Consider the following 23510-nt stretch of genomic DNA (forward strand, 5'->3'; position numbering starts at 1 on the left):
AAAAAATAATCGGGTATAATTACAGTATATAATGTATGTATAAGTAAACGAACGGCGCAAGGAAAAACAAGCTATCGAGCCTGTCTAATAAACCTCCATGACCAGGCATAATTGTACCGCTGTCTTTAATGTTTGCTTGCCTTTTAAATTTAGATTCGACTAAATCGCCTAAAGAACCAAATACAGCAACAATAATGGCTATAAATATCCAATTTAATATTGAAAAAGAGCTAGGATATTCTCCGAATTTTCCAATTAAAACAGCCCCTAAAACAGCAAATAATACACCACCAATAAAACCTTCAATTGTTTTTTTAGGAGATACTGCTTCAAAGAGTTTGTGTTTTCCAAAATTTTTACCAACTAAAAAGGCAAAACTATCGTTTGTCCAAATTAATAAAATGATATAAATTATAATATTTGGATGATAATTACCTTGAATAAATGGTAGCTTTATTAAAAAATAAAATGGTAGTATTAAATAGATACTATGTAAAAATATTTTTTGTAGGGTAGTGGTCGTTTTTATTGGTTTTGTAGTAAGTAAATAATAAAGTAATCCTACTAAGCCAACTAATGAAAATCCGATTAAAAAACCACCAATATAAAGCGGTATTTTAATAGTAGCAACATAAATAATAGCCAGCAAAAGCACATAGGGTACTATATTTTTTAGCTGTAATATTCTTGAAAATTCAAAAACACAGATAGCTGAAAAAATAGCGATTAATACAATATATGATTCTGCAGAAAAAAGGATTGCTGCTATGAAAATTATAGCATAAACAAGTCCTGAAATACTTCTAGTTATTAGGTTGCGCATAGTTTATAAGTCTTCAAAGAGAAGTAAATATAAGTTTTTTGAGTTACTATTACCATAACTTAAAAAACTACCATCTTCAACTTCTATTTTATAATTTGTTGTTGAACAAATATTGGTAGGAATGTTTCCACTAAAATGTGTTTTTATACCTGTTAAACCTTCGCTCATATTTTTTACTAACTGACTTGTTGTAGCATAGACAATAAAGTTTTCAGAGTGAGAAGGTAATTTTTCACTTCCTAATTGATTTGAGGAAAATAAAATATCACCATTATTGGCAATTAAGTGTTCACAGGAAGTAAAAAAAGGAATTTCTTTAGAAGGTTTTTCTTGGGTATAAGTACCTGTTTTTTTAGTAATTTTTAGTAGATCAAAATCAGAACAGGTAAGCTGTTTCCAGTTATTTTCTTGTAAAATTTGAATTAAATTAACCGATACTTCATCAATAGAAGTACAGTATAAAAATTTACCACCTTTGCTGATAAAATTATGCACAAAGGAATCATCTAATGATAAATTAACTTCCTGTTCGTTAATTAATTTATCGTTAGATGATTTTTTATAGGATTTATATAATCTTTTTAAAAAGTTCATTGAAATAAAAACTATTCTTCAATTACTGGGGTTGTTTTTATTTCTTTTTTTTCAAAAGGTCTTTCACCAAATATTTTTTCTAAATCAACTTTAAACATCACTTCTTTTTCAAGTAATAATGCGGCAAGTTGACTAAGTTTATCTTCGTGTTTGGTTAATAAATTAATAGCTCTTTCGTATTGAGCTTCAATTATTTTAGAAATTTCTTCATCAATAATTTTAGCAGTATCATCACTATAAGGTTTTACGAAACCGTCATTTCCTGATGAGTCATAATAAGTAACATTACCTACTTTTTCGTTTAAACCATAAACAGTAACCATAGCACGAGCTTGTTTGGTTACTTTTTCTAAATCACTTAAAGCTCCTGTAGAAATTTTGTTGAAAATTAGTTTTTCAGCAGCTCTACCACCCATGGTAGCACACATTTCATCGAGCATTTGTTCTGTTTGAATAATTTTCCTATCCTCTGGAAGATACCAAGCAGCCCCTAATGATTGACCACGAGGAACGATAGTAACTTTTACTAACGGTGCGGCGTGTTCTAACATCCAACTTACTGTTGCATGACCAGCTTCATGAAAAGCAATTACTTCCTTTTCTTTTGGGGTAATTACCTTATTTTTCTTTTCTAAACCACCAACAATTCTATCAACAGCATCTAAAAAATCTTGTTGTTCAATTGCTTCTTTGTTGTTTCTTGCTGCAATTAAGGCAGCTTCATTACAAAGATTAGCTATATCAGCACCAGAAAAACCAGGTGTTTGTTGTGCTAAAAGTTCTAAATCAGTATTTTCAGCTAATTTTAATGGTTTTATGTGTACATCAAAAATTTCTCTACGTTCGTGTAAATCTGGTAAATCTACATAAATTTGACGGTCAAAACGTCCTGCACGCATTAAAGCACTATCTAACACATCAGCACGGTTTGTAGCAGCTAATACAATAACATTTGTATCAGTTCCAAAACCATCCATTTCTGTTAAAAGTTGATTTAACGTGTTTTCACGTTCATCATTTCCGCCAGTCATATTGTTTTTTCCTCTTGCACGACCAATGGCATCAATTTCATCAATAAATATAATTGAAGGCGATTTTTCTTGTGCTTTTTTAAATAAATCTCTTACACGAGAAGCACCTACACCTACAAACATTTCAACAAAATCAGATCCTGATAATGAAAAGAAAGGAACACCAGCTTCACCAGCTACGGCTTTTGCTAATAATGTTTTTCCTGTTCCAGGAGGTCCTACCAATAAGGCTCCTTTAGGTATTTTACCTCCTAATTTTGTGTATTTTTCAGGTGTTTTTAAGAAGTCAACAATTTCTTGAATTTCTTCTTTTGCACCTTCTAAACCAGCCACATCTTTAAAAGTTGTTTTAACTTTAGTGTCTTGATCAAAAAGTTTTGCTTTTGATTTACCAATGTTAAAAATTTGACCACCGCCACCGCCGCCGCCAGCACCACCAGACATTCTTTTCATAAAGAAAATCCAAATACCTATTAATATAATAAAAGGTAAAAATTCAATAATGCTTGTTACTAAGCTTGTTGGTTCTACATTTTTTCGATCAAAATCAAGATTGTTTTGCGCTTTCTCTTTTTTGATTTCGTTTTCGAAATTTTGTAAATCACCAAAATTATAAGTGTATAAAGGTGCTCCTTTTCTGTATAAAGGAGAATCCGTTATTTTTTTATGTGCCTCTTTTTTTTCAGCATCACTCTTTAAAAAAATTTGGGCTACATTATTGTTTTCAACAACAATTTTTTCAATATCATTTTCTAGTAAAATTTTATTGAACTCGTTTTTTGAAATATTACGAGATCCTAAATTACTGGAATTAAAAAAACTTAACCCTAACAGGATTACCAATATTGGAATATATATCCAAAACGAATTAAACGTAAATTTTGGAGCACTTTTTTTCTTATCACTCATAAAACAATGTGTCTAAATTAGTAGGAACTATAGTGTGTTAATTTCCGTGATTTTAGCATCACCCCAAAGACTTTCAATATCGTAATAACTACGGATTTCTTTTTGAAAAACATGTACAACAACGTGTACGTAGTCCATTAAAACCCATTCCGAATTTCCTTGCCCTTCAATATGCCAAGCCTTATCTTTAAGTTCTTTGCTTACCATTTTTTGTACCGAGTTAGAAATGGCACTTACTTGTGTGTTTGAGTTTCCTGAGCAGATTATAAAATAATCGCAAACAGTGTTTTCTATTTCTCGTAAATCTAGTAATTGGATGTCTTCTCCTTTTACCTCTTCAATCCCTTTTATAATCACAGCAATTAAATCGTCTGTGCTTGCTTGTTTTTTAGTCATCAAAAAAATTATATTTTTAGCAAAGTTATTATATTTTTGCGAGTAATTTGCCTAATATTAATACTTGTTTTATTCGCAAAGCTTATATGAAAATAATCAAACTTGATGCCATTGATTCTACCAATTCTTTTTTAAAGGATATGTCAGCAAAAGTTCCGCTAGATAATTTCACTGTTGTGGTGGCTAAAAATCAAACTTTAGGTAGGGGACAAATGAATGCGAATTGGAATTCAGAAAAAGGTAAGAACCTGACTTTTAGTGTTTTTTGGAAACCTGAAGCACTTTGTATTGCTGATTTTAAGTATTTGAATTATAGTATTTCTTTAGGTGTTTATGAAGTGCTTAGTTCGTTAAAATTACCTCGATTGGCTATTAAATGGCCTAACGACATTCTGTCAGAAAACAAAAAAATTGCCGGAATTTTAATTGAAAATACCTTAAATATAAAAAATATTAGTGCCTCAGTTATAGGAATAGGGCTTAATGTGAATCAAAATATTTTTTCAGAGGCGCTTCCAAACGCTTCTTCTGTTAAAAAAATTTTAAAAAAAGAGCAGGATATTGACCTCGATTTGTTGTTAAATAAGTTGCTATTAAGCTTAAAAGAAAAATTAGAGCGTTTAAATAAAAAACAATATGTGTCTTTAGAAAAAGAATATTTAAGTGTGTTGTATAAAAAAAATGTTCCGAGCATGTTTAAAACAAGTCAGAACATTTTATTTATGGGTAAAATTATTGGTGTTTCCGATATTGGAAAACTCCAAATTGAATTAGAAAACGAAACAATTCAAGAATTTGGTATTAAAGAAGTTTCGTTTGCCTAACTAATTTTAGTTTATAATTTTGAAATATTTTCAGTTAAGGTGTCAATAAATTTGGTTAATGGCTTTTTTACCATCATTGCCATCATTGGATTAAAATCACCATTAAAATTTAAAACAACTTCACTTTCATTTTCAGAAATTTCACAAATATCAGAAGATAAGGTAAATGGTAATTTGCTACTTGCTGCTCCTAAAGTAATGTTTGAAAATTCAGTTTTTTCTTTGATTACCAATCTTATTTCTGGCATGCCTTTTAAACCGAAAATAAAACTATCGCCATCTACTTCAAATTTTTGAGTGTTTTCTGGCATTAATTGTTCAAAGTTTTCTAATTTTAATAAAAAATTAAAAATTTCTTTGGTTGATTTTTGTACAATTACGTTGTTTCCTGCAATATTCATTGTTGATTATTTTAGTCTTATTTTTCGTTTTGTTTCCACTCGCTAGGGGCAATTCGCCATTGTTCTAACATTCTTAGTTCTTGACTAGTAATGTATTTGCTCTCAAGAGCTTGTTCAAGTAAATGTTCGTAATTGCTTAGTGTGGTAAGTTCAATATTATCTTTTTTGAAGTTATCGGAAGCAATTTGAAATCCGTAAGAAAAAATAGCAATCATTCCTTTTACAGTTGCGTTTGCTTCTTTTAAGGCTTTTACGGCATTTAAACTACTGGTTCCTGTGCTGATTAAATCTTCAATAACCACTACATTTTGCCCGCTTTCTAAATGACCTTCTATTTGGTTTTTACGCCCGTGCTTTTTAGCTTCAGGACGTACATATATAAAAGGAACACCTAATTCTTGCGCGACTAACATTCCAATTGCAATTGCTCCGGTGGCTACACCTGCAATGACATCTGGTTTACCGTGTTTTGCAATGACTAATTTTGCAATTTCTTCTTTTAAGAAGTTTCTAACAGGTACATAAGATAAGGTAACTCTGTTGTCACAATAAATTGGAGATTTCCAACCTGAAGCCCAAGTAAATGGTTCTTTAGGGCTTAGTTTAATTGCTTTAATTTGTAGCAGATGCGCTGCTGTTTTTTTTGCTGTGTCTTTGTTGAAGTCCATAACGCAAATGTATAAAGTTTTTGTTAATGATAAACCAATAATTAGTACAATTTCGGTTAAAACGATGTTGGTTTTAGTGGTTTTGTTTGCAAAATACAATTATTAAAGCAACTTAGCAGTACTCGCTTACTATTCTTATAAAATTAGGGTGTACAAATTTTTAGCCCCGATTGAAGCAATTGTTTGAGCTCTTTTTTTGATTTTTCTTCAAAAAAAAGCGAGTGCGGAAAGCGGGAAATAGCTCCAAAAAAAAAGAAATAGTGTCATTCTGTCATCTTTGGTAAAAAAAAACAGCTATTTTTATGCCAAAACAAAAGTAATTACCTGTTGGCACACAGTTTGACTATTACAACTTGTAAAATTGAATTAAAATTTAAGACATAGTATTATGAGTAAAATTATAGGAATTGATTTAGGAACCACAAATTCATGTGTTTCTGTAATGGAAGGAAATGAGCCAGTTGTTATCCCTAATGCAGAAGGAAAAAGAACTACGCCATCTATCGTAGCATTTATTGAAGGTGGAGAGCGTAAAGTTGGTGATCCTGCAAAAAGACAAGCGGTAACGAACCCTACAAAAACAGTTTATTCTATTAAACGTTTTATGGGTAATAAGTTCTCTGATTCTTCAAAAGAAGCTGCAAGAGTACCTTATAGCGTTGTAAAAGGTGATAATGATACTCCACGTGTAGATATTGACGGTCGTTTATATACGCCTCAAGAAATTTCTGCAATGGTTTTACAGAAAATGAAAAAAACAGCTGAAGACTACTTAGGAACTGATGTTTCTGAAGCAGTAATTACTGTACCTGCTTACTTTAACGATGCACAACGTCAGGCTACAAAAGAAGCTGGTGAAATTGCTGGTTTAACTGTTAGAAGAATTATTAACGAACCAACTGCAGCTGCTTTAGCGTATGGTTTAGATAAGGCAAGCGAAGATAAAAAAATCGTTGTTTTTGATTTTGGTGGAGGAACACATGATGTTTCTATCCTAGAATTAGGAGACGGTGTTTTCGAAGTATTAGCTACTGATGGTGATACTCACTTAGGTGGAGATGATGTTGATGAAAGAATTATCAACTGGTTAGCTGAAGAATTTAAAGCTGAGGAAGATATGGACTTACGTAAAGATCCAATGTCTTTACAACGTTTAAAAGAAGCTGCTGAAAAAGCGAAGATTGAATTATCTAGCACAACTTCATCAGAAATTAACTTACCTTATATTACTGCTACTGCTTCAGGACCTAAGCATTTAGTTAGAACGTTAACGAGAGCTAAATTTGAAGCTTTAATTGATGATTTAATCAAAAGAACTATTAAGCCTTGTCAAACAGCTTTAAAAAATGCTGATTTATCTATTGATGAAATTGATGAAGTAATTTTAGTAGGTGGTTCTACTCGTATTCCTGCTATTCAGGAAGCTGTTCAGAATTTCTTTAAAAAATCACCAAGTAAAGGAGTAAACCCTGATGAAGTTGTTTCTTTAGGAGCTGCTATTCAAGGTGGAGTTTTATCTGGAGATGTAAAAGACGTATTATTATTAGATGTTACGCCTTTATCTTTAGGAATTGAAACTATGGGTAACGTATTTACGAAGTTAATTGATGCAAATACTACGATTCCTACAAAGAAATCTCAAGTATTTTCTACTGCTGCTGATAACCAGCCTTCTGTAGATATTCACGTTTTACAAGGTGAAAGAGCAATGGCTGCTGATAACAATACTATCGGTCGTTTCTTATTAACTGATATTCCACCAGCACAAAGAGGTGTTCCTCAAATTGAAGTAACTTTCGATATTGATGCAAACGGAATTATCAAAGTTTCTGCTTCTGATAAAGCTACTGGTAAAACTCAGGACATTAAAATTGAAGCTTCTTCTGGATTATCTGAAGAAGAAATCAAGAAAATGAAAGCTGATGCTGAAGCAAATGCTGATGCTGATGCAAAAGCAAAAGAAACTGCTGAAAAAATCAACGAAGCTGATTCTATGATTTTTCAAACTGAAAAGCAATTAAAAGAATTTGGTGAAAAATTATCTGCGGATAAAAAAGCGCCAATCGAAGCTGGTTTAGTTGAATTAAAAGCTGCTCACGAAGCTGGAGATGTTGCAAGAATTGAAGGTGCTTTAACTATTGTTAATGACGCATGGAAAGCTGCTTCTGAAGAGATGTATGCTGATAAAGGTGCAGGAGCTCAGCAAGCTGAACAGCCTAAAGCTGATGACCAAGCTGATAACGTTGAAGATGTAGAATTCGAAGAAGTTAAGTAATTTTAACTTTTAAGTATATTTTATACTTTATAAATATTAAAACGCAATCATTTATTTGATTGCGTTTTTTTTGGTTATAGCTTTTTTGTAAAAACTTCTCCTAAGCTTTTATTACTAATATAATGTATAAAGTAATTTACCTAGAATCGTAGTTTCTTTTATTAAGCCATAACCTCTAGAATCTCTTGAGTGGTGTCTGAAATCACCCATAACAAAATAGTAATTGTTTTTAAAAGTGTATGGTTTGTTAATAACAGAAGCGTACTCTAGTGTAGTTTCATCCTCAATAATATGTTGGTATAAACTAAAATTATTATCTGTAATTACAATTGAATGATTTTTTTTAGGAATCCATAACGAACCAAGGTTATCCATTGTCCAATTACGACCATAAAATTTGAGAGCTTCAGTATTAATTAATTTTTTATATTTATTCTTATTTGTAAGTTTTGAGATTTCAATATTTGATATATCTTTTAACCTATAATTATTAATAGACGAATCAAAATACTTATACTGATGCATAATATGTGGAGATTCTTTTGCTTTTGTATCATTTATAAACACTGATGTATTCATAATTTTTAAAGTATCATTTGAAATGCCAACAATACGTTTAATCGTTTTATTAGCTGTATCTGAGTTATTATAAACAATAACATCATTGTGTTTATAGGAATTGGTAGTTTTATTTACGAAAACTATACTACCAATTGTCATAGTAGGTAACATTGATCTTGATGATACAATAAAATAGTCAATTAAAAGTAATTTTACAGTAACCATTAAAATTACTATTAATAGTAAGGACTCTTTATAATATTTTTTTATTAAGTTCATTTAATTTAATTTTATAATTTCACAAACGGTAGGTTTTCTATTATGATTTGCGGTACTAAAACTCCACTTTTTTTTATAAGTTGTTTTAACGGCAATACGGTTTTTATTAATACCATTAGCAACTAAATAAGTTATTGCTAACTTAATTTTCTTTTTATTTGCTTGCTTATAATATTTAATAACGTGAATATTTCTTACACTGTTTGGCATATTTCCACCATAATTATAAGCAAATAATTTTATTTTAAGTTTAGGGAATTTAAGCATAAGCTTACTGAGTAAGTACAACATTTTTCTAGAGGTTGGTCTTATTGCTATTACTCGCTTCCAAGTATCACGATCGTCTAAAGTGTATCGTATTTTAGTATCTAATGCACGTTTAATTTTTGTGTTAAAGAATAATTTTTCAAAATCTTTAACTTCTTCTGCTGTTACTATTCTCGATATACTATCAAGCGCTTCTTGTTTTAGCTTAAATTCTTTATTTTTTTTATCTTTATCGTATAAAATATTTTCACTTAAGTTTACAAAGTCATTGTAGTTAAGTATTCTAGTTTTATTTTTTTTTATCTTGGTTATTGGTTTTAGTACAGTCTTGTTTTTTAGTAAAGACTTTTTAGTAATAAGTTTACATATAATATCTACTCGTCTATTTTCTTTACGTTGCTTATTAGCACTACTCGTATTTTTTACGATATCTAATTCACCTTTATATTTTAAGTTAAAGGGTAAATTCTTACTAAAATATTCAAGACTAATTTTTTTGGTGTTAGTAGCTCTTTTTTTAGATAAAATTAGGTTGTAATTACTACTTGCATTATCATCACAATACCCTATAAAAGTGATGTGTTTAATTTTTTGTTTATTTGCTTCTATGAAGTTTAATAACTTTTTTTTCTCTGTAGTTTTAATTTCATCTGAATCAATATTAAAATATACCTTATGAGTAATGGTAGTTTTTTGTGCTACCAAAGTTATTGGGCATAGAAATAAAATTATTGTATATATAATTTGTTTATTCATTATTTAAAAAATTATAAACTTCGGGTACTTTAGTATCCGAAATATTAAAAAAATTGATTACTTCACTATTTACAAAATGTATTAAAAGGGGTTTTGATACACTTGTTTGATAATCATATATACTAGATTCATTGTCAAAAAGTTTCTTATGTTTTAAATTTTTTATTTGATGCTTAAATACAGATTCTTCTTCTAAACCGATTAAGATTACAGTTAGGTTAGTGGGTTTGGTTTTTGCAAGTATATTAAGATTTAGTTTTGTACTAAGGCAAGTATTACATTCATTTACAGGTAACACATAAAACATATTGTTTTTTAGGTCTGTTGTTTTTATGTTGTGAATATCAGTTAAATACCTAGTAAATTGTTTTGTATATTTATATTTTTTTTGAGGTGAAGTACAGGCTGTCATAAATAAACAGCTACTCCACAATAAAACTCCCTTCAAGAATATTATTTTTTTTATCAAATTCTTTTAATTTTCTTTTTGTTTTAATAACTAGTTTGTAATAATGTTTTCTCTTTTCTTTAGCAACAAAGCTTCCATATTGTTTATTCCAAGATTGGAATTTTTGAAAGTTTAAAGTTTCTCCACTTTTTAAGTCAAAAATAGATGTACGAGCAAAACTTACCAGTTTATCATCGATATAGAGAAAATAACCCCAATGTTTTTTATTTGCAGAAACATTTCCCTTATTACCAATAGTTACATAAGGTATAATTCGAGTACCAAGTTTTACAATAGAATCGATACCTATTAATTTGTGTATATATAAATCTGTTTTTTTTACTTTAGAGTTTATAACTACCTCGTCAAGAGTAATAGGCTTTAACTGTGCATTTGCCAACCCGAAGAATAATAATGCTATAATTAGTGATAATTTCATTGTTCTATTTTTAATTTGTATTTGCTTAACTTATTTTTGGTAGTTAAAATAAAACCATCTGAAGTACCAAGCATTTGTTTATAATTTTTAGGCATTCTATATTCGCCTACATAATTAAAATTTGCATCTAAAAAAATTAAATACTTTTTTCTATTAAAACTATTATTATAGAGTCCATTTTTTTTGAAAGGTTTTTGCTCATCAAAATAAACTCTTGAATATATCTTTAATTTTTTATGATAAAAAACTTTTCCATAATACGCTGTTGAATACATCAATTTTTTATTTATTTCAATATTATCAGCATCATGTAATTTTAAGGGATGTTTAATTTTTTTGGAATATTTACTTGTGAAATTTACATTTTTAATAAATATACTACGCAAATATACTTGTATTTTGTGGTTTACTGGATAGGAGACAATTACTGTATCTCCTTTAAAAAGCACCTCTTTATTCGACAATGTATTACTTCCGAAAGTGAAAGCACCTCTTGTACCGTAAACTCCTTTAGGAGAAGCATATTTAGCAACCCATCTACGTAATTTTACATCATATACCCCAATCCTTTTAGTTTTTTCAAACCCTTCTAACAAGTGAGAGTCATAAGGGGTTAAGCCTACATGAAACTGTTTTTTTACTTCATCGTATTTTAATGTATTAAAATCTATATTAAAATTAACATCATTAAAATTAATCATTAAATTAATCTTGTTGAAAAAAAAATTAGTTGTTTTAAAATTTATTTTTCCTAATGGGTATTCATAACGAGTATCTGCTTTAATATTAAAAATAATAAGTTTTTCTGGATTAGATTGTAAAATAGCTATTGAATCTTTATTAATTGGTACTATTGCATTTAAAAATCCATAAATAGAGTCTTTTATTTTTCTTATTTTATTTTTATTAAAATTGTAATAATATATTTTGTTTTTTTTAGCAAAATATAACAAACTGTCTTGATGAAAATACGTTGTATTTGACTTAAATAAATCAAGATTTGTGCTTATTGATGAACTATCTATAATTGTAACATTATTAGAGTTTGTATTAGCAGGCAAGACAGGGGTGTTTTCTTTTTTAAATGTTGAGTCTGTACAAGAATAAAATAAAAAAGAGATCACTACCAGCACTTGAAGTTTAAAAATATAAAGCAAGTTGATATTAATATCAACTTGCTTTCTGTGATAAAAAAGTTATCTCTCGGCATGTGCTTATCTTGTTCCTATACAAGTACTGTGCCACCATGAACCCCTACAATAACCTCTTTGAGTCTGATGATTCTCTATCCATTCACCTGTTCCTCTGTTAAAGTCCCATCCTGCAACTCCTGCATCAACTTTTTCAGGTTTCATGAAATAAGCGCAAACTACCAACACAGAAATGTATGTTGCTTTTTTAATTAAATTATTCATAGTATAAATTTTTTTCAAACATAAGTGTTTTTTTATATCAAAAGAAAAATCAGTTTTTAGTAGTATTTAAATAGTTGTAATTCAGTGTTTTTTAGTTTAAAAGAAGTTAAATAACTTATACTTTTAACACTTTTTATATTAAAACGCAATCATTAATTTGATTGCGTTTTTTTGTTTCTGATTTTATAAAAATCGAAACTCTTTACTTATTTTTGACAAATGAAATATCATAAATTTAATTTTTTTAAACATACCTATTGCGAATTCGAATCAAAAGAAATGACTTTTTTTGATGATAAAACGCCACATTATAAAAGTAAATCAGGCAGTTTGTATTTTTATGCCGATAACGGCGTGTATCGATATTCAAATCATTGGGGAAGAGTGGCAAATTGCCGATGGAAAATTCAAGGAATAGAAGTGTATAAAAGTCAAGATTATTATGTGGGTTTTGCTACTTGGAACGATTTTTATCCGTTAAATAATTCCGATAAAGTGTATTATTTACAGGTAAATTATACAAGTAAACAAGCTAATATTCAGCGTTTAAAAACCCAAGATAAAAGTGATTACTTTTTAATGACTTCTGAATTAGCACATCAGCGTTTAAAACAAATTCAAACTTTATTTAAAGAATATAAATGGGCGGCTTATTTTGAGCAAGATATTGATGTTTTAAGAAAGATAATGATCAATAAATTAATAACAAGCACTAAAACAATTCAAGAATTAAAAAGGGAGTTAAAAGCACTTTAAAATTTTTAAAATTATTTTTTTGCATAAATTTTATTAACCCCTAAATTAAAACCTAAGCGAAAATCATTGTCTGTTCCAAGCCTATGAATGGCAACTTTACCTAAAGGAATTTTACCAAATTCACTATAAGTAATAGGCTGATTGTTTAAATATAATTCGCCTTTAAATAATTTTTTAGTCGTATAAATATTCTTAGTTTTAATATTATTATTAGTGTATTGATAGGCATTTATAGACAAAATATGATTGCTATTGGTGTAGCTACAATAAATGCCGTGAATATCCCAAAAAAGATAGTGATTTGTTGTTTGTAACTCTCTTTCGGGCTTGCCTAAAATAGCAACTAAAGTGGTGTAATTTGTAGGAAAAGTAATAGGTGTTTCATTGATGGTAATAAAATCAATATCACATTTAATAATTATTTTTTCAGCTTTTTTCTTTTTAAAAAAGTTAAATTTCATAGGCCGTTTTTAGTTTAGCAAATATTTTTTAAGAAGTAAATGGCGAATTTAAAGAATAAAATTTAACTTTTAAGTAAGTTTGTGTGGCATCTAATCAAAGAAAATATTTTAACCGTATTAAATAAAAAAAATGAGTGTTACAAGAAATATTAAATGCCCAAAATGTGGGTTGTTTAATACCGATAAAGAGTATTGCGAAAACTGTAATACCTTAATTTCTGATAAAAAAAAGCGTGCCTTAAAAAAAGAAGCCTTAAAAAAAATACAGGTAGCAGAAGCGAAACAAAAAATAGCGAATCCGAACTTGGCAGAACGTTTAAAAAAGCATCCCTTTTTTTTATACAAAATACTCGGTTGGGTTTTGTATTCGGCTTTTTTATTAGTGAGTATTATAGGTGCAGGACTGGCTTGGTTTATAGCAATGCTTGCGGCTGGTTAACATGAAAAAAATTAGCTATATCTACGCTGTTTTTTCATTTTTTTTAGGAACAGCAATTTATATTGCTCAAAAAATGAGCTTTAAACTTCCTCGAATTGTTCAATTTTATGTGAATGATTTTTTAATTATGCCAATAGTATTAACCATTAGTTTGGTCGTTTTAAGATGGAGTAAAAACAACAAAAACTATCAAATTCCACTTTGGATTATTTTATATAGCTGTAGTTTTTACGCTTTTTTGTACGAATATATATTGCCGAATTTTTACCAAAGATATACCGCCGACTGTATAGATGTTCTTTTATATTTTATAGGCGGTTTTATCTTTTTTATCCTTCAGAAAATACCCGATAAAAAGTGGTTTTAATGAAGAACCTTATTTTTTTGTTTTTCAAATTGAATAATATTGTTTTTTACTTGCTGATAAACAATATCTTTTACCTCGGCGTATGATATATTATAGCTTCGTTTTATTGTGTTTATATTTGTAGGGAATTGCGCTAAAATAGCATCGTAATAGGCGTCAATTTTTTTCTTTTTAGGCAACTTGTATTTTAATTTTAACTGAAAACGTCTTAATAAAGCACTGTCAATAATAGCAATATGATTTGTTGCGGCAATAAGCATAGCGGTATCGGCTAAATTATCAATTTGCTGAATTAAAGTGTTTACCAAGCGCTTCATTTCGCCAGAATCTTTTGCGTCGTAATCTCTCATTTTACCGATAAAATCAAATTCATCGATAAATAAAATGGCATCTTCATAAGAGGCTTCCCTAAATATTTCAGAAATATTTTTACCTGTTTCTCCTAGTTTAGACGATACAAAACCACCTAAATTAAGGGTAATTACTTTTTTATTTAACGCCTTACCAATGGCATTTGCCGTAGCTGTTTTTCCGCAACCTGTATGCCCGTGTAAAATTATTTTATTATCAACAGGAATATTATATTTATCAAGCGCCTCCATATAGCTAAACTCCTCAATTAATTGATGTATGCTATTTTTTACTTTTTTACTTAAATGAAGTTCATCGAGCGATAAGACTTCTTTTTTAGCTTTTAAAGTTGTTTTATGGTAGGTCATTTTTACTTTTTGGTAAAGGTAAATATTAATTTATCAAAATCAAATTAACTTAAAAAAATGCGGTTTTATCCACCGAAAAAACTAGCTGAAAAACAAATTAAATTGCCGATTATAAAAATTGATGATTCTCTGTAAAAAAATGAATGCTAAAAGCATAATTTTTGTATTTTTAGCCTGTAATTAAGTAAGATAAAACACTATAAATTACAATACGTTTTTACGTAGGTAAACGATAAAATAGCACCGTTAAATAACGAATAATTTCCCAAAAACAAATGGAATTAAACCTAACAAGACCAATTATATTTTTTGATTTAGAAACCACCGGAATCAATATTGCAAAAGATAGAGTGGTAGAAATAGCCATCTTAAAAGTGTTTCCAAATGGAAACAAAGAAAGTAAAACATGGTTGGTAAATCCTGAAATGCCAATACCCGAAGCATCAACAGAAATTCATGGAATTACCAATGAAAAAGTAGCAAATGAGCCTACTTTTAAAGCGTTATCTGTAGGTATTAACCAAATGATTGAAGGATGTGATTTAGCAGGTTTTAATTCAAATAGGTTTGATATTCCTGTCTTAGCCGAAGAATTAATGCGTGCTGGCATTGATTTTGATATGACTGACCGTAAGGCAGTAGATGTGCAAGTAATTTTTCATAAAAAAGAACAACGTACTTTAAGTGCTGGGTATCAATTTTATTGTGGTCAAGAATTAGTTGGAGCGCATGGTGCCGAGGCTGATACTAATGCGACTTACGAAATTTTATTAGCCCAGTTAGACAAATATGACGATATTGAAAATACTGTAGATGCGTTAAGTGAATATTCAACACATGGTAAACGTGCCGATTTTGCTGGTTTTATTTTGGTAAATGATAAAGATCAAGAGATTTTTTCTTTCGGAAAATATAAAGGGCGTACTGTTGAAGAAGTTTTTAAAGAAAACCCAGGCTATAATTCATGGATTCAAAATGCTGATTTTCCATTGTACACCAAAAAAGTATTGCGTGAAATTAAAGCCCGTATGGTAGTGCCAAAAAAACCACTGAGCGACACCGAAAAATTACAAGCACTGCAACAAAAATTTAATTTAAGATAGTTTTAATAAGTATGCCTTTTTATTTAAGATAGAGTAAGATTAATAATCATTATAATGTCTGTTTTAGAAGGTATTAAAATCAAGAAAAAATGTTTACAGAATATAACAATTTACCAAGTAGTTCAAGAGTTTGGGTGTATCAGGCAGATAGAGAGTTTAACATTGAAGAAGTAGAATATATTTGTGCAAAAGCAATCCTTTTTATTGATAGTTGGACTCGTCATGGTGCTGATTTAAAAGGGTCATTTACCTTAAAGCACAATCAATTTTTTGTGTTAGGTGTTGATGAAAGTGTAAACAGTGTATCTGGTTGTTCTATTGATGCATCTGTTCGTTTTATCAAAGAGTTAGAAAAAGAATTAAGCATTGATTTAATGGATAAAATGAATGTTTCATTCAAAGATGAAGACCGTATTAATATTGTTAAATTACCAGAATTTCAGCAGTTAGCTAAGGCTAAAAAAATTACCTCACAAACCGTAGTATTTAACAATATGGTAAATACCAAAGAAGGTTTTGAAACAAATTGGGAGGTAACAGCTGATAAAAGCTGGCACAAACAATTTTTAGTATAATTTAGCTATTTTAATTCCTTAATTGATTTTTAAATTGATTTGAAATTGGCTTTAATTATTATAGATCATGATAATTAAAGTCAATAAACCTACGCAGAAAGATTATGAAAAAGATACTGATATTACTAACAATTGCACTTGTACAAACGCTAACAGCCCAACGATTAATACAAGCACCAACGGATCCGTTAGTGGCTAAAAATGTTGAACATCAAAAAATATGGGTAGATAGTATTTTACAAAATATGTCTATTGATCAAAAAATAGGGCAGTTGTTTATGATACAAGCCTATTCGAATAAAGGTAAAAAGCATCAAGATTTTATCAATAACATGATTCGTAAATATCATGTAGGAAATTTAATTTTTATGCAAGGAACTCCTGAAAAACAAGTCCGCTTAAATAATGAATATCAGGCAATATCAAAAGTGCCATTGCTAATCGGTTTTGATGGTGAATGGGGCTTAGATATGCGTTTAAAAAACACCTATCGATTTCCTTGGAACATGACTTTAGGTGCTATTGATAATGATGAATTGTTAACAGCAACAGGTAAAAGAATAGGGAAGCACTGTAAAAGAGTTGGTATTCATATTAATTTTGCGCCCGTAGTAGATATTAATACAAATCCAAAAAACCCGATTATTGGAAATCGTTCTTTTGGTGAAAATAAACAAAATGTTACTAGAAAAGCAATCGCTTTTACCAAAGGAATGCAAAGTGTTGGCGTATTGGCAAATGCCAAACATTTTCCTGGGCATGGCGATACCGCTACCGATTCGCATTTAACATTGCCAACGGTTAATTTTGATAAATTTCGTTTAGATTCGGTAGAGTTATATCCGTATAAAAAAATGTTTCGCCAAGGGCTGGCAAGTGTTATGACGGCACATTTAAGTATTCCAGCATTAGAGCCGAACGAAAAATTACCAACCTCATTATCAAAAAAAGTGGTGACTACTTTACTACAAGAAGAACTTGGTTTTAAAGGTTTGGTAATTACTGATGGTTTAAACATGAAAGGAGCTGCTAATTATGCAACAGCAGCCGACATTAATATAGCTGCAATTTTAGCGGGTAATGATATGTTACTGATTCCTCAAGATGTTCCTGGTACAATACGCTTGATAAAAGATGCCTTGGTAGCAGGAAATTTAAGCCAAGCACGTTTACATAAATCAGTTGAAAAAATATTAAAAGCCAAATATTTAGTAGGCTTACATAAATACAAATCTGTTGATACAGAAAATATTGCTTCAGATATAAATTCGCCTTACGATGAGGTTTTACACAGAAAATTGATTAAAAACGCCATTACTGTCGTAAAAAATAAGGAGGCTGTTTTACCTATTAAAAATTTAAAAGATAAAAAAATAGCTTATGTATCTTTAGGCGATGCTAAAGGAGATTCATTTGTATCAATGTTAAAAAATTATACAAATGTTGAGGTGGTTTCTGCAAAAAATATAACTGTTTTATTACAGAGATTACAAAAATATAACTTAGTTGTTGTTGGTTTTCATAAATCGAATAAAAACCCTTGGAAAGGCTATCAGTTTTCAAACAAAAACATGGTTTGGTTACAGGAAATAGCAAAAAATAAAAAAGTTATTTTAGATGTATTTACCAGTCCGTATAGTTTGCTAAAAATACCTTCTTTTGAAAATATAGAAGGCGTTGTAGTTTCGTATCAAAACAGTGTTTTGTCACAAGAATTATCGGCACAAGCATTGTTTGGTGCTTTTGATTTGAAAGGAAAATTACCGGTATCTATTAATGAACAGATTAAAGAAGGTACGGGTGTTTTTGTGAAAGGAATTAATGTTTTACAATACACAATACCTGAAGATGCAGGGGTTTCATCAGAAAAATTATCAATAATAGATAAAAGAATTGATACCATTTTAATGAAAAGAATGGCGCCAGGTGGTCAAATATTTGTAGCTAAAAATGGAAAAGTAATTTATAATAAAAGCTTCGGGCATCATACTTCTTTAAAAAGAATGCCCGTAAAAAGTTCAGATATTTACGATGTAGCTTCTTTAACAAAAATACTGGCTTCTTTACCAATGATAATGAAGGCTGAGGAAGAAAAAAAAATAAGTTTATATTCTAATTTAGGCGATGTTTTACCTCGGTACAAAAACTCGAATAAAGACACTGTTTTACTAAAAGAAATACTGTCGCATTATGGTCGTTTACGCTCTTGGATTCCGTTTTATTTACAAACAAAAGACAGCGAAACAGGTCAAAATTCAGTAAAGTATTACCGAAAAAAAAGAACAGCAGATTTTAATATTAAAGTAGCTAAAAATCTGTATTTAAAAAACACTTATAAAGATTCAATATATAAGCATATTGTAGAGGCAAAACAACGAAAAAAGCCAGGATATAAATATAGTGACCTAGGGTATTATATGTTTAAAGAAATTTTAGAATTAAAATACAAGCAACCTTTAAATAAACTGGTAGAAGAATTTTTTTACAGTCCATTAGGAGCCAATAGAACAACTTATTTGCCTCTTGAAAAGTTTAAAAAATCGGATATTGTACCAACAGAACGCGATAATTATTACCGAAATCAATTAGTGCATGGTTATGTGCACGATATGGGAGCAGCCATGATTGGCGGGGTAGGAGGTCATGCAGGTTTGTTTTCAAATGCTAATGATATTGGTAAAATAATGCAACTTTTTTTACAAGGTGGAAATTATGGCGATACCCAATATTTAGCATCAGAAACTATTGATAAGTTTAATAAACGTCATTATGAGAACAGAAAAGTACGTAGGGGCTTAGGTTTTGATAAGCCACAATTAAACCCTCGAGTAAAGGCAACTTGTGGTTGTGTTTCTGATAAAAGTTTTGGGCATAGCGGTTTTACAGGAACCTATACTTGGGTTGATCCGGCAACAGATGTTGTGTATGTTTTTTTATCAAACAGGGTATATCCTACCATGAGAAATAGGAAGTTAATTAAAAGTAATATCCGAACTAAAATTCAAAAAGATATTCAGGATGCTATTTTAATGGTAGAGTAAATTTTTTATAAAATAGGGCTATTTTTGATGCTTAAAATTAATGTTTAAAGGCATATTCTATGATATTGGCACCCATTTTTAAAGCTTTTATTCTTGTTTTTTCAGGATTATTATGAATTTCATAATTCTCCCAACCATCACTTAAATCTGTTTGATAGTCATAAAACGCAACCAATCTACCTTTGTAAAAAAGCCCAAACCCTTGTGCTGGTTTTTTATCATGCTCATGAATTTTAGGCAGTCCTTTATCAAAAGAAAAAGTTTGGTGATAAATAGGATGCTGGTTAGGAATTTCTTGAAAATCAAGTGTCGGAAACACTTTTTTGATCTCTCTTCGGATGTAGGTATCTAAACCATAATTGTCAGATATATGTAAAAATCCACCAGCGGTTAAGTAGTTTCTTAGTATAATTATTTCTTCTTCAGAAAAAAAAATGTTGCCATGCCCTGTTATAAAAACAATAGGGTAATTATTAATAGTATCATCATTAAGGGTAACGGTCTTAATTTTTTTATCAATAAAAGTATTGGCATTGGTATTGCTAAATTTTATTAAGTTGGGTAACGCCGTTGGGTTTGCATACCAATCACCACCACCTTTATATTTTAAAATAGCAAGTTGTTGGGCATTAATAAAACTGTAGTTAATAAATAGTATAAAAAATAATATGTTTTTCATCTAAAAAATCTTTATACAAAAGTAAACAAAGAATTAGGCAATAAAAAACACCAATATAGCGATTGGTGTTTTTAATAGAATACTCTTCTTTTTCATTATTAATAAACTTAATAATTTCGTAAAATGTTGTGTACAAGAGCTGTTTTTCTTGTGGGTTACAAATTTAAGTTTAAAAATATAGGTATGGTTCGAAATCATCCATTTTGGACGATTTCGAACTATTTTTACGTAATTTTAACTATTTTTTAATTAATCGATGCTTTTTTAAACTGAACAGGGGTATATCCCGATTGTTTTTTAAAAACAGTAAAAAAAGTTGATTTTGAATTAAAGCCCGATTCTAAGCCGATCGAGGTAATTGTATAGTTTGAATAATTAGGATCTAGTAAAAGTACTTTTGCTTGTTTTACCTTTTTTTCATTCAAATAATCGGTAAAAGATTTACCAGCAACTTTATTTATAATTAAAGAAAGTGTACTAGAACTTAGTTTTGTATCTTTTGAAAGATGTTGCAAAGTGTATTTAGGAACTAAAAATTTTTTATTATCAGTAATAAAAGTATCTATTTCTAAAAACTGTTCTTTGTATTTGTCAATATTGGTGTTTTCTATGTTTGGGCTTGTATTAGTCGTTGGTTTTTTATCAGTAGCTGTTTTAAAATCAGTATCTGAATCCGTTAATAATGTTCTTCTTATTTGCTTACGTTCTTTCGATATTCGCACCTGTCTTAGTCCTTGGTAGCCTAGCCAGTATATGAGTAATGTTGTATAAACCCTAAGCGGATAATAAGAAAAAATAAAACTGGTAAAGTTTAATTTTATTTTAATAGCGAGCGCAAATAACCACAATACATAGCCAATAGCAGTTAGTTTAAAAAAAGTATGCAACCATTTTAAGCTATCAAAAGCAAGAATTTTAGATTTAATTTTTTCTTTTCTATTAAGTACAAAAAAAGAATAAACAAAAATAATTAATGAAACCAACAAACTAAGCCCCTCTTCAAATGAACTGTATTGTTCGTATATACGGTTTAATTTTTCAGGCGAATCAGGAATATTGTAATTATACATAAAAGTAACCTGTGTGATTACGATTATTAAAAACATTGGGAGTATTATTTTTAATAAATTGTACGATTTTTCAGCTATTTTTAAATAGTGAATTAAAAACATATACAAAAAGGGCATCGCTAAAAAGTGCCAAGGAATTTGTAGGTAATTTAAGGAAAATTGATGCTGTATTAAATTTCGTTCTAATCCCCAGGATTGAATATTATTCAAAGAGATAACAAAAATTAATAAATTTAAATATCGCATACTTTTTTCTCTTCCGTTTTTAGAACAAAGCAGTATGATGTTAAACGCAAAACCATGTAAAGCGCTAACAATTAAAAAGAGATCAAATATATCTTTAATATTCACTATAAATTTTTGGTATCAAATATACAGTTACTGATGAATAAAAGCAATACTTTGTACTACATTTAAACCAGCGGTTTCGGTTCTTAACCTATTATCGCCTAACGAAATCGGCTTAAAATTATGATTTAAAGCGTAATCAATCTCTTTTGATGAGAAATCTCCTTCAGGCCCTATTAAAATTGTGTAGTTTTCATTTTTATCAGCAATGTTTTTTAATAATTTTTTTTCAATATTTTCTTCACAGTGTGCTATAAATAATTTAGAAGTAACATCTTTTTTTAAAAATTCTGATAATTTAATAGGATCGTTTAGTTTAGGCAAGGTAAATTGTAAGGATTGCTTCATTGCCGCTTGTACAATTTTATTTAATCGATCAATTTTAACAATTTTTCTTTCAGAATTATCACAAATAATAGGCGTAATTTCATCAATACCAATTTCGGTGGCCTTTTCTAAAAACCATTCTAACCGATCGTTATTTTTAGTTGGCGCAATGGCAACGTGTAGGTAATAATCTCTATTGTTTGGTTTTTCTTCATATTTTACAACAGTTGTAAGACATCTTTTATCATTAGCGATGGTTATTGATACCGAAAATAAAAAACCAGCACCGTTGGTTATTTGTAAAATATCGCCTTCTTTTTTTCTTAAAACACGTACAATATGCCTACTTTCTTCTTTGTCAAAAGTAATTTGTGTTGTTTCTGTGGTAATATCAGGATTAAAAAATAACTGCATTATTATAAATTAAGTTTATAAGTTCTTCTTCTTTTGTGAGTTGTCGGATTAAAATCTTTCCAAATTTGATGAATTGCTGTATTGTCTTCTAACTCGGGAGTTCTAATGCAATTTACAATGCCTTTTTTAGCAAAAGTTTCACAATATTGTTTAAAAATAATGGCAATAACACCTTTGTTTTGATACTCAGGAGCCACACCAATTAAGTAAAAAGTAACGTCTTTTGAATTTTTACGAGCATTTAGTAAATGAAATAATCCGAAGGGTAAAAGTTTACCCTTCGCTTTTTGAAGTGCTTCTGAAAAAGAGGGCATTACAATGGCAAAGGCAACTAATTTATCATTTTTATCAACTACGAATTTTATATATTCAGGATTGATAAAACTAATATATTTTTCTTTAAAATGTGTTATTTGTGCATCAGAAATAGGCACGTATGTTGATAATTTCGAATATGATTTGCTAAACAATTCAAACATTTCATCAACATAGGGCATTATTTTTTTTGTGGAAGTAAAATCTAGGGGTTTTAATCCGTATCTTCTTTGAATTAAGCTGCTTGCTTTACCATATTTTACTTCATCTACATTTTTGAAAAGGAATTTATTTTCTAAGTATTCTTTTTCTTTTTTAAAGCCTAATTGCTCAAAATGATGTGCATAATACGGATGATTATACCAAGTAATCATCGTTCCGATATGGTCAAAACCATCGACTAAAACACCTGTTTTATCTAAGTTATTAAAACCAACCGGTCCTTCAATAAATTCTAGGTTATTATCTCGCCCAACTTCTTTGACCTTGTTGAGCAAAGCTTGGGTAACTTTTATATTATCAATAGCGTCAAACCAACCGAAACGCATTTTTTTGATGCCTTGTTTTTCAATTTCATAGGTATTGATAATTGCTGCAACTCTTCCTACAATTTTATTGTTTTCTAGGGCGATAAAAAAATGTGCTTTTGCATATTCAAAAACAGGGTTTTTATCTTTGTCAAAATTATCAAGTTCGTCATTAATAATAGGAGGAACCCAGTTTTTATTGTCTTTATAAAGAGAAAAAGGAAACTTTACAAATTGTTTCATTTCCTTCTTAGAAAATACTTCTTTAATTTTAATCATAGGG

26 protein-coding genes are annotated in these 23510 nt (G+C 29.5%); 8 read left to right on the top strand and 18 right to left on the bottom strand.

The window, feature by feature from the left end:
- Positions 1 to 19: 19 nt before the first annotated feature.
- From DPIF8902391_RS07155 to rsfS, 4 genes are read right to left on the bottom strand one after another with little or no spacing between them, the layout of a single operon-like run.
- Positions 20 to 823 (bottom strand): phosphatidate cytidylyltransferase, encoded by an 804-nt coding sequence (locus DPIF8902391_RS07155; protein ID WP_058885530.1) that lies wholly within the window; start codon positions 821 to 823, stop codon positions 20 to 22.
- Positions 824 to 826: 3 nt separating this feature from the next.
- A complete protein-coding gene (locus DPIF8902391_RS07160; protein WP_058885529.1) occupies positions 827 to 1417 on the bottom strand; it encodes a hypothetical protein in 591 nt (196 codons plus the stop codon).
- Positions 1418 to 1428: 11 nt separating this feature from the next.
- Positions 1429 to 3357, bottom strand: coding sequence for an ATP-dependent zinc metalloprotease FtsH (gene ftsH / locus DPIF8902391_RS07165; RefSeq protein ID WP_058885528.1), 1929 nt, complete (start codon positions 3355 to 3357; stop codon positions 1429 to 1431).
- Between the two features lie 27 nt (positions 3358 to 3384).
- Entirely contained in the window at positions 3385 to 3753 is a 369-nt protein-coding gene (rsfS, locus tag DPIF8902391_RS07170; protein WP_058885527.1) for a ribosome silencing factor, read from the bottom strand.
- 86 nt (positions 3754 to 3839) lie between these two features.
- Between rsfS and DPIF8902391_RS07175 the strand changes: the two genes are divergently transcribed.
- Complete coding sequence (locus tag DPIF8902391_RS07175) at positions 3840 to 4577, top strand: biotin--[acetyl-CoA-carboxylase] ligase (RefSeq protein WP_058885526.1); 738 nt, start codon at positions 3840 to 3842, stop codon at positions 4575 to 4577.
- Between the two features lie 11 nt (positions 4578 to 4588).
- Here DPIF8902391_RS07175 and DPIF8902391_RS07180 read toward each other — a convergent pair whose 3' ends face one another.
- Positions 4589 to 4978 (bottom strand): hypothetical protein, encoded by a 390-nt coding sequence (locus tag DPIF8902391_RS07180; RefSeq protein WP_058885525.1) that lies wholly within the window; start codon positions 4976 to 4978, stop codon positions 4589 to 4591.
- Positions 4979 to 4995: 17 nt separating this feature from the next.
- Positions 4996 to 5646: an orotate phosphoribosyltransferase gene (gene pyrE / locus DPIF8902391_RS07185; protein WP_058886286.1), complete on the bottom strand. Its 651-nt coding sequence runs from the start codon at positions 5644 to 5646 to the stop codon at positions 4996 to 4998.
- A gap of 388 nt (positions 5647 to 6034) precedes the next feature.
- On the opposite strand from pyrE, the gene dnaK reads away from it, so the two are divergent.
- Positions 6035 to 7921: a molecular chaperone DnaK gene (dnaK, locus tag DPIF8902391_RS07190; RefSeq protein WP_172505427.1), complete on the top strand. Its 1887-nt coding sequence runs from the start codon at positions 6035 to 6037 to the stop codon at positions 7919 to 7921.
- A 114-nt stretch (positions 7922 to 8035) separates the two neighbouring features.
- Here the strand turns inward: dnaK and lepB are convergent, their stop codons facing one another.
- The 6 genes from lepB to DPIF8902391_RS07220 all read right to left on the bottom strand — a co-directional run bounded on the left by lepB (position 8036) and on the right by DPIF8902391_RS07220 (position 12086).
- Positions 8036 to 8761: a signal peptidase I gene (lepB, locus tag DPIF8902391_RS07195; RefSeq protein WP_172505428.1), complete on the bottom strand. Its 726-nt coding sequence runs from the start codon at positions 8759 to 8761 to the stop codon at positions 8036 to 8038.
- Positions 8762 to 9784 (bottom strand): OmpA family protein, encoded by a 1023-nt coding sequence (locus DPIF8902391_RS07200; RefSeq protein ID WP_172505429.1) that lies wholly within the window; start codon positions 9782 to 9784, stop codon positions 8762 to 8764.
- Entirely contained in the window at positions 9777 to 10196 is a 420-nt protein-coding gene (locus DPIF8902391_RS07205) for a hypothetical protein (protein WP_172505430.1), read from the bottom strand. The genes DPIF8902391_RS07200 and DPIF8902391_RS07205 overlap by 8 nt, the downstream gene beginning before the upstream one ends.
- Positions 10197 to 10206: 10 nt before the next feature.
- Complete coding sequence (locus tag DPIF8902391_RS07210) at positions 10207 to 10671, bottom strand: hypothetical protein (RefSeq protein ID WP_172505431.1); 465 nt, start codon at positions 10669 to 10671, stop codon at positions 10207 to 10209.
- Entirely contained in the window at positions 10668 to 11732 is a 1065-nt protein-coding gene (locus DPIF8902391_RS07215) for a hypothetical protein (RefSeq protein WP_172505432.1), read from the bottom strand. Before DPIF8902391_RS07215 ends, DPIF8902391_RS07210 begins: the two co-directional genes overlap by 4 nt.
- Before the next feature lie 153 nt (positions 11733 to 11885).
- Entirely contained in the window at positions 11886 to 12086 is a 201-nt protein-coding gene (locus DPIF8902391_RS07220; RefSeq protein WP_172505433.1) for a hypothetical protein, read from the bottom strand.
- Positions 12087 to 12305: 219 nt separating this feature from the next.
- Between DPIF8902391_RS07220 and DPIF8902391_RS07225 the strand changes: the two genes are divergently transcribed.
- Positions 12306 to 12842 carry a hypothetical protein gene (locus DPIF8902391_RS07225; protein ID WP_058885519.1) on the top strand — a complete coding sequence of 179 codons (537 nt, stop codon included), beginning with the start codon at positions 12306 to 12308 and terminating at the stop codon, positions 12840 to 12842.
- 11 nt (positions 12843 to 12853) lie between these two features.
- On the opposite strand, the gene DPIF8902391_RS07230 is transcribed toward DPIF8902391_RS07225, so the two are convergent.
- Complete coding sequence (locus tag DPIF8902391_RS07230; protein ID WP_058885518.1) at positions 12854 to 13303, bottom strand: DUF7738 domain-containing protein; 450 nt, start codon at positions 13301 to 13303, stop codon at positions 12854 to 12856.
- A gap of 130 nt (positions 13304 to 13433) precedes the next feature.
- Between DPIF8902391_RS07230 and DPIF8902391_RS07235 the strand changes: the two genes are divergently transcribed.
- Both DPIF8902391_RS07235 and DPIF8902391_RS07240 read left to right on the top strand, forming a co-directional pair.
- Positions 13434 to 13742, top strand: a complete 309-nt coding sequence (locus DPIF8902391_RS07235) for a hypothetical protein (RefSeq protein WP_058885517.1) — start codon at positions 13434 to 13436, stop codon at positions 13740 to 13742.
- 1 nt (position 13743) lies between these two features.
- Positions 13744 to 14109: a hypothetical protein gene (locus tag DPIF8902391_RS07240; RefSeq protein ID WP_058885516.1), complete on the top strand. Its 366-nt coding sequence runs from the start codon at positions 13744 to 13746 to the stop codon at positions 14107 to 14109.
- Here DPIF8902391_RS07240 and DPIF8902391_RS07245 read toward each other — a convergent pair.
- Positions 14106 to 14828, bottom strand: coding sequence for an AAA family ATPase (locus DPIF8902391_RS07245; protein WP_058885515.1), 723 nt, complete (start codon positions 14826 to 14828; stop codon positions 14106 to 14108). The genes DPIF8902391_RS07240 and DPIF8902391_RS07245 overlap by 4 nt on opposite strands.
- A 275-nt stretch (positions 14829 to 15103) precedes the next feature.
- Here DPIF8902391_RS07245 and DPIF8902391_RS07250 point away from each other — a divergent pair, with 275 nt between their 5' ends.
- The 3 genes from DPIF8902391_RS07250 (at position 15104) to DPIF8902391_RS07260 (ending at position 19547) form a co-directional block, all read left to right on the top strand.
- The gene (locus DPIF8902391_RS07250; RefSeq protein ID WP_058885514.1) at positions 15104 to 15931 is read left to right on the top strand and encodes a 3'-5' exonuclease; all 828 of its coding nucleotides are present in this window, start codon (positions 15104 to 15106) and stop codon (positions 15929 to 15931) included.
- A gap of 89 nt (positions 15932 to 16020) precedes the next feature.
- Complete coding sequence (locus DPIF8902391_RS07255) at positions 16021 to 16506, top strand: ABC transporter ATPase (protein WP_172505434.1); 486 nt, start codon at positions 16021 to 16023, stop codon at positions 16504 to 16506.
- Between the two features lie 104 nt (positions 16507 to 16610).
- A complete protein-coding gene (locus DPIF8902391_RS07260) occupies positions 16611 to 19547 on the top strand; it encodes a glycoside hydrolase family 3 N-terminal domain-containing protein (RefSeq protein ID WP_172505435.1) in 2937 nt (978 codons plus the stop codon).
- 37 nt (positions 19548 to 19584) lie between these two features.
- On the opposite strand, the gene DPIF8902391_RS07265 is transcribed toward DPIF8902391_RS07260, so the two are convergent.
- The 4 genes from DPIF8902391_RS07265 to DPIF8902391_RS07280 all read right to left on the bottom strand — a co-directional run bounded on the left by DPIF8902391_RS07265 (position 19585) and on the right by DPIF8902391_RS07280 (position 23506).
- A complete protein-coding gene (locus DPIF8902391_RS07265) occupies positions 19585 to 20226 on the bottom strand; it encodes a DUF4159 domain-containing protein (RefSeq protein ID WP_172505436.1) in 642 nt (213 codons plus the stop codon).
- A 245-nt stretch (positions 20227 to 20471) separates the two neighbouring features.
- Complete coding sequence (locus tag DPIF8902391_RS07270) at positions 20472 to 21332, bottom strand: helix-turn-helix domain-containing protein (protein WP_158508517.1); 861 nt, start codon at positions 21330 to 21332, stop codon at positions 20472 to 20474.
- Between the two features lie 342 nt (positions 21333 to 21674).
- Complete coding sequence (locus DPIF8902391_RS07275; RefSeq protein ID WP_058885509.1) at positions 21675 to 22385, bottom strand: 16S rRNA (uracil(1498)-N(3))-methyltransferase; 711 nt, start codon at positions 22383 to 22385, stop codon at positions 21675 to 21677.
- A 2-nt stretch (positions 22386 to 22387) separates the two neighbouring features.
- Entirely contained in the window at positions 22388 to 23506 is a 1119-nt protein-coding gene (locus DPIF8902391_RS07280; RefSeq protein WP_172505437.1) for a GTP cyclohydrolase, read from the bottom strand.
- Positions 23507 to 23510: the final 4 nt, after the last annotated feature.

Origin of the sequence: Tenacibaculum finnmarkense genomovar ulcerans, from assembly GCF_900239495.1 — a bacterium.
Classification (GTDB): Bacteria; Bacteroidota; Bacteroidia; order Flavobacteriales; family Flavobacteriaceae; genus Polaribacter; species Polaribacter ulcerans.